12 protein-coding genes are annotated in these 13,650 nt (G+C 70.0%); 8 read left to right on the plus strand and 4 right to left on the minus strand.

All coding sequences use genetic code 11. The annotated features are described in order from the left end of the window. The first annotated feature begins 5 nt into the window (after positions 1-5). Positions 6-1,859: a dihydroxy-acid dehydratase gene (ilvD, locus tag AB0D34_RS45495; protein WP_362673692.1), complete on the plus strand. Its 1,854-nt coding sequence runs from the start codon at positions 6-8 to the stop codon at positions 1,857-1,859. A 78-nt stretch (positions 1,860-1,937) separates the two neighbouring features. Here ilvD and AB0D34_RS45500 read toward each other — a convergent pair whose 3' ends face one another. Beyond that, the gene (locus AB0D34_RS45500) at positions 1,938-4,034 is read right to left on the minus strand and encodes a serine/threonine-protein kinase (protein ID WP_362673694.1); all 2,097 of its coding nucleotides are present in this window, start codon (positions 4,032-4,034) and stop codon (positions 1,938-1,940) included. 182 nt (positions 4,035-4,216) lie between these two features. Here AB0D34_RS45500 and AB0D34_RS45505 point away from each other — a divergent pair, with 182 nt between their 5' ends. The 3 genes from AB0D34_RS45505 to AB0D34_RS45515 all read left to right on the plus strand — a co-directional run bounded on the left by AB0D34_RS45505 (position 4,217) and on the right by AB0D34_RS45515 (position 6,145). After that, entirely contained in the window at positions 4,217-4,537 is a 321-nt protein-coding gene (locus tag AB0D34_RS45505) for an SH3 domain-containing protein (RefSeq protein WP_362673696.1), read from the plus strand. Positions 4,538-4,754: 217 nt separating this feature from the next. Next, entirely contained in the window at positions 4,755-5,267 is a 513-nt protein-coding gene (locus tag AB0D34_RS45510; protein WP_362673698.1) for an EamA/RhaT family transporter, read from the plus strand. Between the two features lie 98 nt (positions 5,268-5,365). Continuing rightward, entirely contained in the window at positions 5,366-6,145 is a 780-nt protein-coding gene (locus tag AB0D34_RS45515; protein ID WP_362673700.1) for a methyltransferase domain-containing protein, read from the plus strand. On the opposite strand, the gene AB0D34_RS45520 is transcribed toward AB0D34_RS45515, so the two are convergent. After that, positions 6,109-7,542, minus strand: a complete 1,434-nt coding sequence (locus AB0D34_RS45520; RefSeq protein WP_362673702.1) for a SulP family inorganic anion transporter — start codon at positions 7,540-7,542, stop codon at positions 6,109-6,111. The two genes, AB0D34_RS45515 and AB0D34_RS45520, sit on opposite strands and share 37 nt — an antisense overlap. 243 nt (positions 7,543-7,785) lie before the next feature. Here AB0D34_RS45520 and AB0D34_RS45525 point away from each other — a divergent pair, with 243 nt between their 5' ends. The 3 genes from AB0D34_RS45525 (at position 7,786) to proC (ending at position 10,284) form a co-directional block, all read left to right on the plus strand. Then, complete coding sequence (locus AB0D34_RS45525; RefSeq protein WP_362673704.1) at positions 7,786-8,598, plus strand: ABC transporter ATP-binding protein; 813 nt, start codon at positions 7,786-7,788, stop codon at positions 8,596-8,598. Further along, the gene (locus AB0D34_RS45530; protein WP_362673706.1) at positions 8,595-9,386 is read left to right on the plus strand and encodes an ABC transporter permease; all 792 of its coding nucleotides are present in this window, start codon (positions 8,595-8,597) and stop codon (positions 9,384-9,386) included. The genes AB0D34_RS45525 and AB0D34_RS45530 overlap by 4 nt, the downstream gene beginning before the upstream one ends. Positions 9,387-9,471: 85 nt before the next feature. Beyond that, on the plus strand, positions 9,472-10,284 hold the full coding sequence (proC, locus tag AB0D34_RS45535; RefSeq protein WP_362673708.1) for a pyrroline-5-carboxylate reductase: 813 nt from the start codon (positions 9,472-9,474) through the stop codon (positions 10,282-10,284). A gap of 16 nt (positions 10,285-10,300) precedes the next feature. On the opposite strand, the gene AB0D34_RS45540 is transcribed toward proC, so the two are convergent. Further along, positions 10,301-10,888 carry a cysteine hydrolase family protein gene (locus AB0D34_RS45540; RefSeq protein ID WP_362673710.1) on the minus strand — a complete coding sequence of 196 codons (588 nt, stop codon included), beginning with the start codon at positions 10,886-10,888 and terminating at the stop codon, positions 10,301-10,303. A gap of 75 nt (positions 10,889-10,963) precedes the next feature. Between AB0D34_RS45540 and AB0D34_RS45545 the strand changes: the two genes are divergently transcribed. Further along, the gene (locus AB0D34_RS45545) at positions 10,964-12,013 is read left to right on the plus strand and encodes a helix-turn-helix domain-containing protein (protein ID WP_362673712.1); all 1,050 of its coding nucleotides are present in this window, start codon (positions 10,964-10,966) and stop codon (positions 12,011-12,013) included. On the opposite strand, the gene trpS is transcribed toward AB0D34_RS45545, so the two are convergent. Next, entirely contained in the window at positions 11,917-12,978 is a 1,062-nt protein-coding gene (trpS, locus tag AB0D34_RS45550; RefSeq protein ID WP_362673714.1) for a tryptophan--tRNA ligase, read from the minus strand. The genes AB0D34_RS45545 and trpS overlap by 97 nt on opposite strands. Positions 12,979-13,650 lie beyond the last annotated feature (672 nt).

A 13,650-nucleotide genomic window follows, 5' to 3' on the forward strand; every position in this document is an offset into this window, starting at 1 on the left:
CGACGATGCCCCAGCTGAGGTCCCGCACAGTCACCCACGGCCGCAACATGGCGGGCGCACGCGCCCTTATGCGCGCCTCCGGTGTACCCGGTGCGGACATCGGCCGCAAGCCGATCATCGCGGTCGCGAACTCCTTCACGGAGTTCGTGCCGGGCCACACCCACCTCCAGCCGGTCGGCCGGATCGTCTCCGAGGCGATCGTCGAGGCCGGCGGCATCCCGCGCGAGTTCAACACGATCGCCGTGGACGACGGCATCGCGATGGGCCACGGCGGCATGCTGTACTCCCTCCCCTCCCGCGACCTGATCGCGGACTCGGTCGAGTACATGGTCGAGGCCCACTGCGCCGACGCCCTGATCTGCATCTCCAACTGCGACAAGATCACCCCGGGCATGCTGAACGCCGCGCTGCGGCTCAACATCCCCACGGTCTTCGTCTCCGGCGGCCCGATGGAGTCCGGCCGCGCGACCCTCGTGGACGGCACGGTCCGCACCCTCGACCTGGTCGACGCGATGTCCGAGGCCGTCAACGAGAAGATCTCCGACGCGGACATGCTCCGTATCGAGGAGAACGCCTGTCCGACCTGCGGCAGCTGTTCCGGCATGTTCACCGCCAACTCGATGAACTGCCTGACCGAGGCCATCGGCCTCTCCCTCCCCGGCAACGGCTCGGTTCTCGCCACGCACACGGCCCGCAAGCAGCTGTACGTCGACGCGGCCGACACCGTGATGGACATCACCCGGCGCTACTACGAGCAGGACGACGAGACCGTCCTGCCGCGCAACGTCGCCACCTTCGCGGCGTTCGAGAACGCGATGGCGCTGGACATCGCCATGGGCGGCTCCACCAACACGATCCTGCACCTGCTGGCGGCGGCCCAGGAGGCGGGCGTCCCCTTCGGCCTCGACGAGATCAACGAGGTCTCGCGCCGGGTCCCGTGCCTCGCGAAGGTCGCCCCCAACGTCGCGAAGAACCGCACGTACTACATGGAGGACGTGCACCGCGCGGGCGGCATCCCGGCCCTCCTCGGCGAACTGCACCGCGCGGGCCTGCTCAACGAGGACGTCCACTCGGTCCACAGCCCCTCGCTCGCCGACTGGCTCAAGACGTGGGACGTCCGCGGCGGCTCCCCGTCCCCGAAGGCCGTCGAACTGTGGCACGCGGCCCCGGGCTGCGTCCGCTCCGCGGAGGCCTTCTCCCAGTCCGAGCGCTGGGAGGCGCTGGACGAGGACGCGGCCGACGGCTGCATCCGCTCGGCCGAGCACGCCTACTCCAAGGACGGCGGCCTGGCGGTCCTCAAGGGCAACCTCGCGGTCGACGGCTGTGTCGTGAAGACGGCCGGCGTCGACGAGTCGATCTGGACGTTCGAGGGCCCGGCGGTCGTCTGCGAGTCGCAGGAGGAGGCCGTCCAGAAGATCCTCACCCAGCAGGTCAAGGAGGGCGACGTCGTCGTCATCCGCTACGAGGGTCCCAAGGGCGGCCCCGGCATGCAGGAGATGCTCTACCCGACCTCGTACCTGAAGGGCCGCGGCCTCGGCAAGGTCTGCGCCCTGGTCACCGACGGCCGCTTCTCCGGCGGTACGTCCGGCCTCTCCATCGGCCACGCCTCCCCGGAGGCGGCGGCCGGCGGCACCATCGCCCTCGTCGAGGACGGCGACCGCATCCGCATCGACATCCCGGGCCGCACGATCGAGCTCCTGGTCGACGAGGCCGAGCTCGCCCGTCGTGACGCGGCCCTGGGCGGCGTCTACGCCCCGAAGAACCGCGAGCGCAAGGTCTCGGCGGCACTGCGGGCCTACGCGGCGATGGCCACCAGCGCGGACAAGGGCGCGGTGCGGGACGTGTCGAAGCTCGGCTGAACACCCCGACGTCTTGGGCCGCCTCTTCGGGGGCGGCCCTTTCGCGTTGCCGGGCGGGCGCGTCACCCGGCGGGCGGGCTACCAGGCGGAGGGGTCGCGGGCGTCCACGGCGAAGACGGTGCCGTCGGGGGCGGTGGCGTAGAGGTGGTTGTCGGTGAGGACGGGCCGGGGCAGGTTGGCGATCACATCGCCGGCGTTCGCGCCGAGCCGTGCCGGTGTCTGCCCGGCGAGCGTTCCCTTGCGCGCGTCCACGGCGAGCAGCCGACCGTCGGAAGCGGTGACGAAGACATGGCTGCCGTCGGAGACCGGGACGGACCCCCGGCTCAGGGAGGTCTCCAGGTGCCACAGCTGTCTGCCCGTGCCGACGTCGATGGCCTCCAGGGATCCGCCTGTCGCCAGCACGTAGACGACACCGTCGTGCACAGCGGCCTCGGCGCCCTGCCGAGCCACGGGCAGAGCCACCTTCCGGGTCGCTCCGGACGCGGGGGTGTAGCGGACGACGGCCTTGGCGTAGTCGAAAACCTGGTCGACGGAGAGGAAGAAGACGGACCCGTCCTCGGAGCCGATCGGCGTCAGGGCGCCGTCGAGGCGCTCGTCCCACCGCACGTCACCCGTGGTCACGTCCATGGCGGTGACCCGCGTACTCGACTCGTCGACGGACGTGCTCGTCACGTACAGCAGCGGGTCTCCGGGGAACGTGAAGAACGACGGTGTGGTGTGGCCGGGTATCTCCTTGCTCCACTTGGTGTCGCCGGTCGCGCTGTCCACACCGGTCATCGTCCCGTCCGTGCCGGCCACCAGGAGCATGCCGCCGACCGACCAGATGCCGTTGTACGTCGGCACGTTCCGCTGCCAGCCCGCCCGGCCCGACGTGGGATCGAGCGCCTCCAGGTGCGTGCCGTAGTCGGCCAACGGCTGCACGAGACCACCGGACAGGGCAGGGGGGACGCTCCAACGGTCCGTATCGGCCGAGTGGCGCCACAGCAGGCTGCCGTCGGACGGGTCGAGGGCGTAGACCGACCCCGCGCGGACACAGAAGAGCTTCCCTGCACCGTAGGAGCACCGAGGCGTGCCCTTGCCCCCGGACTCCGGCTTAGCCGTCCACGCGCGGAACGCGGTCGCCCTGGCCTGCGGCGTACTGGTGCTCTTCGCCGCGGACTGTCCGTCGCCGAGCAGTTGGACCGAAGCGAACACACCGCCCGCGACCAGGACGAGCGCTCCGCCGACGAACAGCACGCTCCGGCGCAGCCGTCGCTTGGGCCGTCGTACCGGCTCCTGAACCTCGTGCTCGGGATCCGGCACGTCACCCGTGCGCTGCGCCGGTATGAACGCCTGGGTGTCGTACGAGGCCGCCACCGACCGCAGTTCCCGCATCAACTCGTCCGGCGTCGGCCGGTCCTCGGGCTCCTTGGCGAGACAGCGCACGATGAGCGGCGCGAGGTTCTCCGGTACGCCCGTCAGATCCGGCTCGTCATGCACGACCTGGTAGGCGACGACATACGGACTGTCGGAGTCGAACGGCCCACGCCCGGTCGCCGCATGCACCATCACCGATCCGAGCGCGAAGATGTCGGCCGCCGGGCCCACCTCCCTCGGCCGCCGGAACTGCTCCGGAGCCATGAACGGCGGCGTCCCGATCAACTTCCCCGTCTCGGTGCGGAGTTCACTGTCCTTTGGCCGAGAAATACCGAAGTCGATGACCTTCGGCCCGTCCTCGGCGAGCAGCACATTGCTCGGCTTGAGATCCCGGTGGACCACCCCGACCCGATGGATGTCGCGCAACGCCTCGGCGAGCCCGGCCATCAGCCGGCGCAACTCGGCAGGCGCCATGGGCCCGTTCCGCTTCACCTCGTCGGAGAGGGTCGCTCCGGGAATGAACAGCGTGGCCATCCACGGCCGTTCGGCGTCGGGATCGGCATCGACGACGGACGCGGTGAACGCCCCGCTGACCTTCCGCGCCGCCGCCACCTCCTGCCGGAAACGCCCTCTGAACTCGGGATCCCTGGCGAACTGCGCGTGTACGACCTTCACCGCGAGCTTCATCCCCGAGGTGCTGCGCGCGACGTGCACGACACCCATCCCACCGGACCCGAGGCATGACTCCAGGCGGTAGTGACCGGCGTACTCAGGAAGTTCCGCTTCCGCGCCCGCTCCGGTGTTGCCCTGTGGCGCCATGGAACCACCCCCGTGCTGATCGTCCGCGCGCGCGACGCACGGAGCCTAGTCGATGACTCGTAGGGGACAGAGGCGGCTTGCTAGTGTCCCCGTGCGAGTTACGTACATGTGTTTCATGGCGTGATTCAGGGGAATCAACGGGACCCCATGGCAGTCATGGGGACCAACGGGGGAGGATTTTCATGTCTGTTGACCGCGCCGAAGAAGTCGAAGGCAGCAAGAGCGTCGCGACGGCAGCCGCCGCGGCCGCGGCCGTGCACTACTACTCGGTCGCACCGGGCTACCGCCTCAACGTCCGCCGCGGCCCCGGCACGCAGTACGGCATCGTCCGCGTCCTGCCCGAGGGCGCGCAGGTCGCGATCTACTGCCAGACGCCGGGAACCTCGGTGGCCGGCCCGTACGGCACCTCGAACATCTGGGACAACATCGCCAACGGCGAGTTCGTCTCGGACGCCTATGTCCTGACCGGCAGCGACGGCTACGTCGCCTCGCGCTGCGGCTGATCTCGGCACCAGGCCTCACCGGCGCCTTCCTCATGGTGGGCGCCGCGGCAAGCGACGGTGGCCGGTCCCTACGGCACGTCGAACATCTGGGACAACATCAGCAACAGTCAGTACGTATCCGACGCGTACATCAACACCGGCAGCGACGGCTACGTGCCGACCGCTGCTCCTGGTCCCCGAAGGGAGCCCGCCCCCGTCCCGGAGCCATAATCGTCCCGTGAGCGACGAACCCGGCACCCAGGACACCCTCGCGGGCTCCCCAGAGGGCGGCGGCCCCCGCCCCGAACCGATCCGCTTCTTCGGCACGACCTGGCTGCACCACGACAACGGCTACGCCCTCCGCCGCGTCGGCGCCGCCGCGGGCTCCCTCGCCGCCACCGTGGCCTCCTGTCTGATCCTCCGTTTCGCCTACGAGGGCCTGCAGATCGCCGACACCGGCAGCTTCGTGACCGTCCTGGTCATCGCCATGTTCGCCATCTGCAGCGCGCTGGCGTTCCGCAACACCTGGGACGGCTTCGCCAAGCGCCCCGACCCCGACCGCCAGGCCTCCCTCCGCGGCCTGCTCGCCATCGGGTTCGTGGGATCCCTGCTCGCGTATTTCTTCCGCTCCCTCATGGAGGCACCGGGGGAGAAGCTCCATCGCGAGGAGCACGAGACGGCGCTGAGGGAGTACGAGAAGCGGAGCGCTCGCCGCACGGGGAACCCGTCCAAGAAGAAGCGTCGCCGCTGAGAGTGCCAGTCGGCCGGCAGGCACACCTCCCCTCACCCGATTCCGTCTCTCACCGAAAACTCACCGCACTCCACGCCCACCCCGGCCACCATGGCCCTATGACGGCTTCCTCCCACACCACCCGAGCCCACTCCTTCAACGCCGCCGCAGCCCAGTACGCCGCCAACCGCCCCTCCTACCCGCCCGCCCTCTTCGACGCCATCGAGGAGCTCGCCGGCCGCCCCCTCACCGGCGCCCGCGTCGCGGACGTCGGCGCGGGCACGGGTATCGCGACCGCTCTGCTGCACGCCCGGGGCACCGAGGTCGTGGCCGTCGAACCCGGGGACGGCATGGCGGACCAGTTCCGTCTCGCCCACCCCGCCATCCCGATCGTCAGAGGCGACGGCAACGACCTCCCCCTTCTCGCGGACTCCGTCGACTTCGTGACCTACGCCCAGTCCTGGCACTGGACCGACCCCGCCCGCGCGGTCCCGGAAGCCCTCCGTGTCCTGCGCCCCGGTGGCGCACTCGCCCTGTGGTGGAACACCTACGCCGTCGACGTGCCGTGGATCACCGCCCAGTCGGACCGCATCAACGAGCACTTCAAGACCTACAGGGCCCACCCGGCCGTCGAGGTGAACAGCAACGGAGCCCGGTCCGCCCTCGCCGACCCCAGCGGCCGCCTGGACTTCGCCCACCGAGTGGTCCGCTGGAGCCGCCGCGTCCCCGTGGGCACCCACATCGCCAACATCGGCAGCCACTCGATGTTCCTGGTGGCGGGTGAGGAACGCACAGGCGCCTTCCTCACCGAAGAGCGGCGGATCCTGCTGGAGCTCTTCCCGGACGGAACCGTCGAGGAGACCTACGACGTCGAGCTGCTGGTCGCGGCCAACGCCTGACCCCGCGCGGCGGCCCACCCCTCCAGGGCCGCCGCACACGCGTGATCCACATGCCGGAGCCCGCCCAGCTCCAGCCGCACCTCACGGTCCCGCGGCAACGCCTCCAACGCGTCCAGCAGCTTCGGCAGCCGCAGGAACGTGGCATGCCCCAGTACCTGTACGACGATCCCCGCCTCCCCCCGGTCCTCGATCTCCACGTGCACATGGCTGATGTCCCACGCGGTCTTGGCCACGGCCAGCGCCAGCCCCACCAGCACGCCCTCGAAGAGGTTCCCGACGACGATCGCCACCGCCGTCACCCCGAGCACGATCACCTCGCCCCGATGCCCCCGCCACAGCACCCGCACCTCCCGGACCGGCACGAGCTTGCACCCGGCGTGCACCAGCAGCGCGGCCAGCGCCGCCACCGGGATCAGCCCGAGCACCCCCGGCAGCACGACGGTGAAGAGCAACAGCCACAACCCGTGCAGCACCCGCGAGGCCTTGGTCCGCGCCCCCGCCTGCACGTTCGCCGCACTCCGCACGATCACTGCCGTCATGGGCAACGCCCCCAGCAGCCCGCACACCGTGTTCCCCGCGCCCTGCGCCATCAGCTCCCGGTCGTAGTCCGTCCGCCGTCCCGTGTGCAGCCGGTCCACCGCCGCCGCGCTGAACAGCGACTCCGCCGACGCGATCAACGCGAACGCCACGACAGTCCCGATCACCCCCACTTCCGTCAGCCGCCCGAAGTCCACCGCCTGCGGCAGCCGTACGGCATCCACCAGCCCTCGCACCTCGACCCGCCGCACCGCCAGGTCCAACACCCCGGTCACGACCGACGCCAGCACCACCGCCACCAACGGCGCCGGCACCAGCCGAGCCCCCCGCCGCCATCGAGGCCACAGCAGCAGTACGACCATGGTGGCAGCCCCCACTGACAACGCCACCGGATCCACCCGCCCGGGCAGTGCCACCAGCCCGCCGAGCTTCCCGAGCCCGCTGGCCGGCGCCGACGCGTCACCCAGCGCGTAGACCTGCGCGGCGACCAGCACGAGCCCGATCCCGGCGAGCATCCCCTGCACGACCGCCATGGACACGGCCCGGAACCACCGCCCGAGCCGCAGCGCCCCGAGCCCAAGTTGCACCAGCCCGGCCCCGAGCACCAGCACCCCGAGCGCCTCGACGCCGTACCGGTGCACGGCCTCGTAGACCAGCACGGTCAGTCCGGCCGCGGGCCCGCTCACCTGGAGGCTGCTGCCGGGCAGCGCCCCGGCGACCAGGCCGCCGACGATCCCGGTGACCAGCCCCAGTTCGGCAGGCACACCGGAGGCGACGGCGATGCCCACACACAGCGGCAGCGCCACGAGAAACACGACGAGAGAAGCGAACAGATCGGCCTTGCCTACGCGGCAGCGCATGAACGCGGCACCTCCGGTTGCGAACCGAACGGGAGATGCGTGGGCAGGCCGCACCGGGGGAGTGTGCGGCACTGAAATCCATTGTCGGTAACGGCAGTTGATCGCGCAGTGGGTTCTCCCAATCGGCGGAGGGAATCGGAGGCGCGCAACCGGATCAACCGCCTCCGATCACGCCACCACGCGCCTGCGCCGCCTTGTGCACCCGGCTTGACGGGTCCCGCCGGCCGGAGCATTATTCATCGCATGATGAATAAAGTGCCCCGCCCGCCCACGACCGGCGACACCGGCACCGAGGACAAGGCCGTCCACGCCCGCGACCTCACCGTCGTCCGAGGCCCCCGCACCGTCCTGCGCGGCCTAGCCTTCGACGTCCCCCGCGGTCAGATCACCGGCCTCCTCGGCCCCTCGGGCTGCGGCAAGTCCACGCTGATGCGCTCGATCGTCGGAACCCAGGCCAAGGTCACCGGCACCCTCGACGTCCTCGGCCGGCCCGCGGGCCACCCCACCCTCCGCACCCGCATCGGCTACGTCACCCAGGCCCCCTCCGTCTACGACGACCTGACCGTCCGCCAGAACCTCGACTACTTCGCCGCGATCCTCGCCCCCGGCCGCACTGCCGCCGACCGCCGCCACTCCGACGTCACCCAGGCCATCAACGACGTCGACCTCGCCACCCACGCCGACTCCCTCGCCGGCAACCTCTCCGGCGGCCAGCGCAGCCGCGTCTCCCTCGCCGTCGCCCTCCTCGGCACCCCCGAACTCCTCGTCCTCGACGAACCCACCGTCGGCCTCGACCCGGTTCTGCGCCGCGACCTCTGGCAGCTCTTCCACGACATCGCCGCCCGCCGCGGGGCCACCCTCCTCATCTCCTCCCACGTCATGGACGAGGCCGAGCGCTGCCACCGCCTCCTCCTCATGCGCGAGGGCGAGATCCTCGCCGACGACACCCCCGAAGCCCTGCGCACCCGCACGAACTCCGACACCGTCGAGACAGCCTTCCTCCACCTGGTCGACCAGGCCGTCGAGGCAAGCCGCACCAAGGAGCACACGCGATGACGACGACCACCACACGCACGGCCGGCCTCGCGCCCGCGCCCACCAGCGCCCTCAGCCTCGCCCGCACCACCGCCACCGCCGCCCGGGTCCTGCGCCAGCTCCGCCACGACCCGCGCACGATCGCGATGATGATCCTGATCCCCTGCGTGATGCTCTTCCTGCTGCGCTACGTCTTCGACGGCAGCCCGCGCACCTTCGACGGCATCGGCGCCTCCCTCCTCGGGATCTTCCCCCTGATCACGATGTTCCTGGTCACCTCCATCGCCACCCTGCGCGAACGCACCTCCGGCACCCTCGAACGCCTCCTCGCCATGCCGCTAGGCAAAGGCGACCTCATCGCCGGCTACGCCCTCGCCTTCGGCACCCTCGCGATCATCCAGTCCGCCCTCGCGACCGGCCTCGCCGTCTGGTTCCTCGGCCTCGACGTCACCGGCAGCCCCTGGCTCCTCCTCCTGGTCGCCCTCCTCGACGCCCTGCTCGGCACCGCCCTCGGCCTGTTCGTCTCGGCCTTCGCGGCCTCCGAATTCCAGGCCGTCCAGTTCATGCCGGCCGTGATCTTCCCCCAACTCCTCCTCTGCGGCCTCTTCACTCCCCGCGACAACATGCACCCCGTCCTTGAGGGCATCTCCAACGTCCTGCCGATGTCCTACGCCGTCGACGGCATGAACGAGGTCCTCAGGCACACCGACATGACCGCGACCTTCGTACGCGACGCCCTGATCGTGGCCGGCTGCGCCCTGCTGGTCCTGTGCCTGGGCGCGGCGACACTGCGGCGCAGGACGGCTTAGGGCCGGTCGGAGAACAGGTCTCCCTCACATTCCGCCCACCGGACACCCCACCTGCGCCCGAGGAACCGATGCCAGACTGAACCGCATGAGTCAGAAAGTCGCAGTCCTCGGCACCGGCAAGATCGGCGAAGCCCTGCTCAGCGGAATGATCCGCGCCGGCTGGGCCCCGGCCGACCTCCTGGTCACCGCCCGCCGCCCCGAGCGAGCCGAAGAACTCCGCACCCGCTACGGAGTCACCCCGGTCAGCAACCCGGAAGCCGCCAAGACCGCCGACACCCTGATCCTCACCGTCAAACCGCAGGACATGGGCACCCTCCTCGACGAACTCGCCCCGCACGTCCCGGCCGACCGCCTGATCATCAGCGGCGCCGCCGGCATCCCCACCTCCTTCTTCGAGGAGCGCCTCGCCAGCGGCACCCCGGTCGTCCGTGTCATGACCAACACGCCCGCACTGGTCGACGAGGCCATGTCCGTCATCTCCGCCGGCACCCACGCCACCGCCGATCACCTCGCCCACACCGAAGAGATCTTCGGCGCCGTCGGCAAGACGCTCCGCGTCCCCGAGTCCCAGCAGGACGCCTGCACCGCCCTCTCCGGCTCCGGCCCGGCGTACTTCTTCTACCTGGTCGAAGCCATGACGGACGCCGGCATCCTGCTCGGCCTGCCCCGCGACAAGGCCCACGACCTGATCGTGCAGTCCGCGATCGGCGCCGCCACGATGCTCCGCGACAGCGGCGAACACCCGGTGAAGCTCCGCGAGAACGTCACGTCCCCCGCGGGCACCACCATCAACGCCATCCGCGAACTCGAGAACCACGGCGTACGAGCCGCCCTCATCGCCGCCCTCGAAGCCGCCCGCGACCGCAGCCGCGCACTGGCCTCCGGCAAGAAGGACTGACGCCCACCGGGGGCGGTCACCCTGCCGCGTCCACCACTTCCTTCGTGGTCACCACACGAGCGAAGCCGCCCCCGTGCAGCGAGACCGCCGACGCCTGCGCCACCTCGTCCGCACTCCGCCGCCAGCCGAACGGGCCCTCCAGATCGAACGTGTGCGTCGCGTCATACGCCACCACCACGTCGTACCCCAGGTTCCCGCCCATCCGAGCCGTCGTCTCCACGCACATATTGGTCTGGATCCCTGCCACCACGAACTGCGAGATCCCCTCCGCCTTCAGCCAGGCATCCAGATCCGGCGTGCCGTAGAAGGCCGAGTTCACGGTCTTCGTGACCAACAGCTCAGCCCCGCCGCCCCCCTTCCCGCGCCGCCGCTCCACGTACTCCTTGAAGCCGTTCCCCTCATACCCCGTCCGCAGCGGCGACTCGGGCTTCCGCGAGTCATGCCGTACGAAGACAACCGGCCGCCCCGTCGACTGCCACACGTCGATGAGCGAAGCGATGTTGCCGTCGGCGTCCGGGTTGTTCCGCGGTCCCCAGAAGCCGGCCTCGTCGAAGCCCTTCTGGACGTCCACGACCACCAGCGCCGCGTTCTGTGCGATCTCCATGCCCACGATCCTGCCGCCGGGAGCCCATCCCACCCAGAGGGTGAAAAGACAGCGATCGATGGTTTACTGCCAGCCATGGGAAACCCTGGAGAGAAGGAGCATGCGTACCGCGTCGCCCTGGTCGCCTTCCCCGGGATCCGCGCCTTCGACGTCTCCGTCATCACCGAGGTCTGGGGCACTGACCGCACCGATCGCGGAACCCCCGCCTTCGAACTGCGCCGAGTCGCCCCCGACATCACCCCGGTCCCCATGCGTGGCAGCCTCACCCTCCTTCCCGACCGCACCCTCAACTGGTTGTCCCGCGCCGATCTGATCGTGATCCCCGGCCTCGACGACCACCTCACCTCCGCACCCACCCCCGTCCTCGACGCCCTGCGCCGCGCGCACGCCCGCGGCACCACCGTCGCGGCCCTGTGCGGCGGCGCCTTCACCCTCGCCCAGGCCGGCCTCCTCGACGGCCGCCGCGCCATCACCCACTGGAAGCTGATCGACCTCCTCCGCGCATACCACCCCCAGGTCACCGTCGTCCCCGACGCCCTCTTCATCGAGGACGACAACATCTGGACCGCGGCCGGCACCGCGGCAGGCATCGACCTCTGTCTCCACCTCGTCCGTCAGACCCATGGCGCCGAAGCCGCGGCCACCATCGCCCGCTCGATGGTTACCGCGCCCTTCCGCACCGGAACCCAGGCGCAGTTCATCGAGCACCCCACCCCGCGTGCCGACCGTGACTCCGACGCCCTCGCCGCCGTACGCGAGCACGCCCTGCGCCGCCTCCACGAACCGCTCACCGTCGCCGACCTGGCCGCCCACGCAGGGATGTCCGTCCGCAGCTTCGCGCGTCACTTCACCGCGGAGACCGGCACGACACCGCTTCGCTGGCTCCTCGACCAGCGCATCGCGGCAGCCCAGAAACTCCTCGAACGCACCGACCTGCCGATTCCCGAGGTCGCCCGCCGCGCCGGTTTCGGCAGCGAGGTCACGATGCGCCAGCACTTCGCATCGCGCCTCGCCACCAGCCCACGCGCCTACCGAGCAGCGTTCAGCACGACTTCGCTGCCGACCGCGCCGGTATCCACAGCGACCGGATCGGAAGCCGCTGGGAGCAGCCCGATCGCGCGATAAGCGGCATCCACGGTCGGCCGCGCCATCGCCCGCGCCTTCTCCGCGCTATCCCGCAGCACCCCCTCCACATAGCCAGGATCCGCGCACAACTCCTTGTGCCTGTCCTGCACGGGCCTCAAGACCTCGACCACGGCCTCGGCGGTGTCCTTCTTCAAGGCGCCGTACGACTCATATACACCGCTCAGCTCCGATGGGTTCCCACCCGTGCAGGACGCGAGGATCTCCAGCAGATTCGCCAGGCCGGGCCGGGCCTCCCGGTCGTACACGACATCCCGGCCGCTGTCGGTCACGGACCGCATGACCTTCCTCCGCACGACCTCCGGCTCGTCGAGCAGATAGACGATCCCCGGCCCGGAGTCGTCCGACTTCCCCATCTTGGACGTGGGCGTCTGAAGGTTCATGACCCGCGCGCCCACCGTCGGCAGCGTGGCCCGGGGCACCACGAACGTGTAGCCGTACCGCTGGTTGAACCGCACCGCCACATCCCGGGTCAGCTCCACATGCTGAGCCTGGTCGTCCCCGACCGGCACCTCGTCGGCCCCGTACGCCAGGATGTCCGCCGCCATCAGCACGGGATACGTGAGCAGCGACAACCGCACACTCCCACCCCGTGCCCGCTCCCGAGCGGCCTTCTCCTTGTACTGGATCATCCGCCGCATCTCGCCGTCCGTCGCCACGCACTCCAGCAGGTACGACAGCCGCGCGTGCTCGTCCACATGACTCTGTACGAACACGGTGCACAGCTCGGGATCCAGCCCCGCAGCGAGCAGTAGCGTGGCCGCCTGCCGACTCAGCCGACGCACCCGCGCCGGATCGTGGTCGACGGTCAGGGCGTGCAGGTCGACGATGCAGAACAGCGACTCCGCCCGGTGCTGGTCGACCGTGACCCACTGCCGCATGGCTCCCAGGTAGTTCCCCAGCGTCAGATGCCCCGTCGGCTTGACCCCGCTGAAGACCCGCGTCATCTCTCCACCTCCTGGTCGAGACCGCCGTCCCCGGCCGGCCGACCCTCAGAAGTCCTGGAGGGAGATACGAGAACGGCCGCCGAGGCGGCGGCCGTTGAGTGCATACGTGACTACGGCCGCTGTCAGGCGGCCCACCACTGCTGGGTGCACGTACGCGTTGTCATGCAGGCCAGCGTACGCCTGCGACGGCCCGTCCGGACCTGAGTTGACACTCCCCAGCCCGGTACGTAGTGTTCTCCGAGTTGTCCGACGTGAGCGCCGACTCCGGTCGGTCCCCGGACAGCCATTCCGCAAGTACCAGTCAACACAACGACGACAGTCGTACGTACTGTCTGCCGTCGCTGCATTGGCGCGCGTATTTGCGAAATGAGGAATCCACGTTCGAAAGGACGACGGCCCCCCGATTAGCTCGGGAGCCGGGAATCCGCTAAAGTCTCACTCGTCGGAACGGCCCAACAGCCGGGAAGACAAGCCCCGCTGACCGGGGATCAGGCCCGAAAGGATCTGATAGAGTCGGAAGCGCCGGAAAGGGAAACGCGGAAGCGGGAACCTGGAAAGCACCGAGGAAATCGGATCTGGAAACGGTCTGATAGAGTCGGAAACGCAAGACCGAAGGGAAAAGCCCGGAGGAAAGCCCGAGAGGGTGAGTACAAAGGAAGCGTCCGTTCCTTG

Source organism: Streptomyces sp. NPDC048420 (genome assembly GCF_040651535.1).
Lineage (GTDB): Bacteria > Actinomycetota > Actinomycetes > Streptomycetales > Streptomycetaceae > Streptomyces.

Coding starts and splice junctions, on each gene's coding strand:
- ilvD (WP_362673692.1), top strand. CDS start 6: ATGCCCCAGCTGAGGTCCCGCACAGTCACCCACGGCCGCAACATGGCG.
- AB0D34_RS45500 (WP_362673694.1), bottom strand. CDS start 4,034: ATGGCGCCACAGGGCAACACCGGAGCGGGCGCGGAAGCGGAACTTCCT.
- AB0D34_RS45505 (WP_362673696.1), top strand. CDS start 4,217: ATGTCTGTTGACCGCGCCGAAGAAGTCGAAGGCAGCAAGAGCGTCGCG.
- AB0D34_RS45515 (WP_362673700.1), top strand. CDS start 5,366: ATGACGGCTTCCTCCCACACCACCCGAGCCCACTCCTTCAACGCCGCC.
- AB0D34_RS45520 (WP_362673702.1), bottom strand. CDS start 7,542: ATGCGCTGCCGCGTAGGCAAGGCCGATCTGTTCGCTTCTCTCGTCGTG.
- AB0D34_RS45525 (WP_362673704.1), top strand. CDS start 7,786: ATGATGAATAAAGTGCCCCGCCCGCCCACGACCGGCGACACCGGCACC.
- AB0D34_RS45530 (WP_362673706.1), top strand. CDS start 8,595: ATGACGACGACCACCACACGCACGGCCGGCCTCGCGCCCGCGCCCACC.
- proC (WP_362673708.1), top strand. CDS start 9,472: ATGAGTCAGAAAGTCGCAGTCCTCGGCACCGGCAAGATCGGCGAAGCC.
- AB0D34_RS45540 (WP_362673710.1), bottom strand. CDS start 10,888: ATGGAGATCGCACAGAACGCGGCGCTGGTGGTCGTGGACGTCCAGAAG.
- AB0D34_RS45545 (WP_362673712.1), top strand. CDS start 10,964: ATGGGAAACCCTGGAGAGAAGGAGCATGCGTACCGCGTCGCCCTGGTC.
- trpS (WP_362673714.1), bottom strand. CDS start 12,978: ATGACGCGGGTCTTCAGCGGGGTCAAGCCGACGGGGCATCTGACGCTG.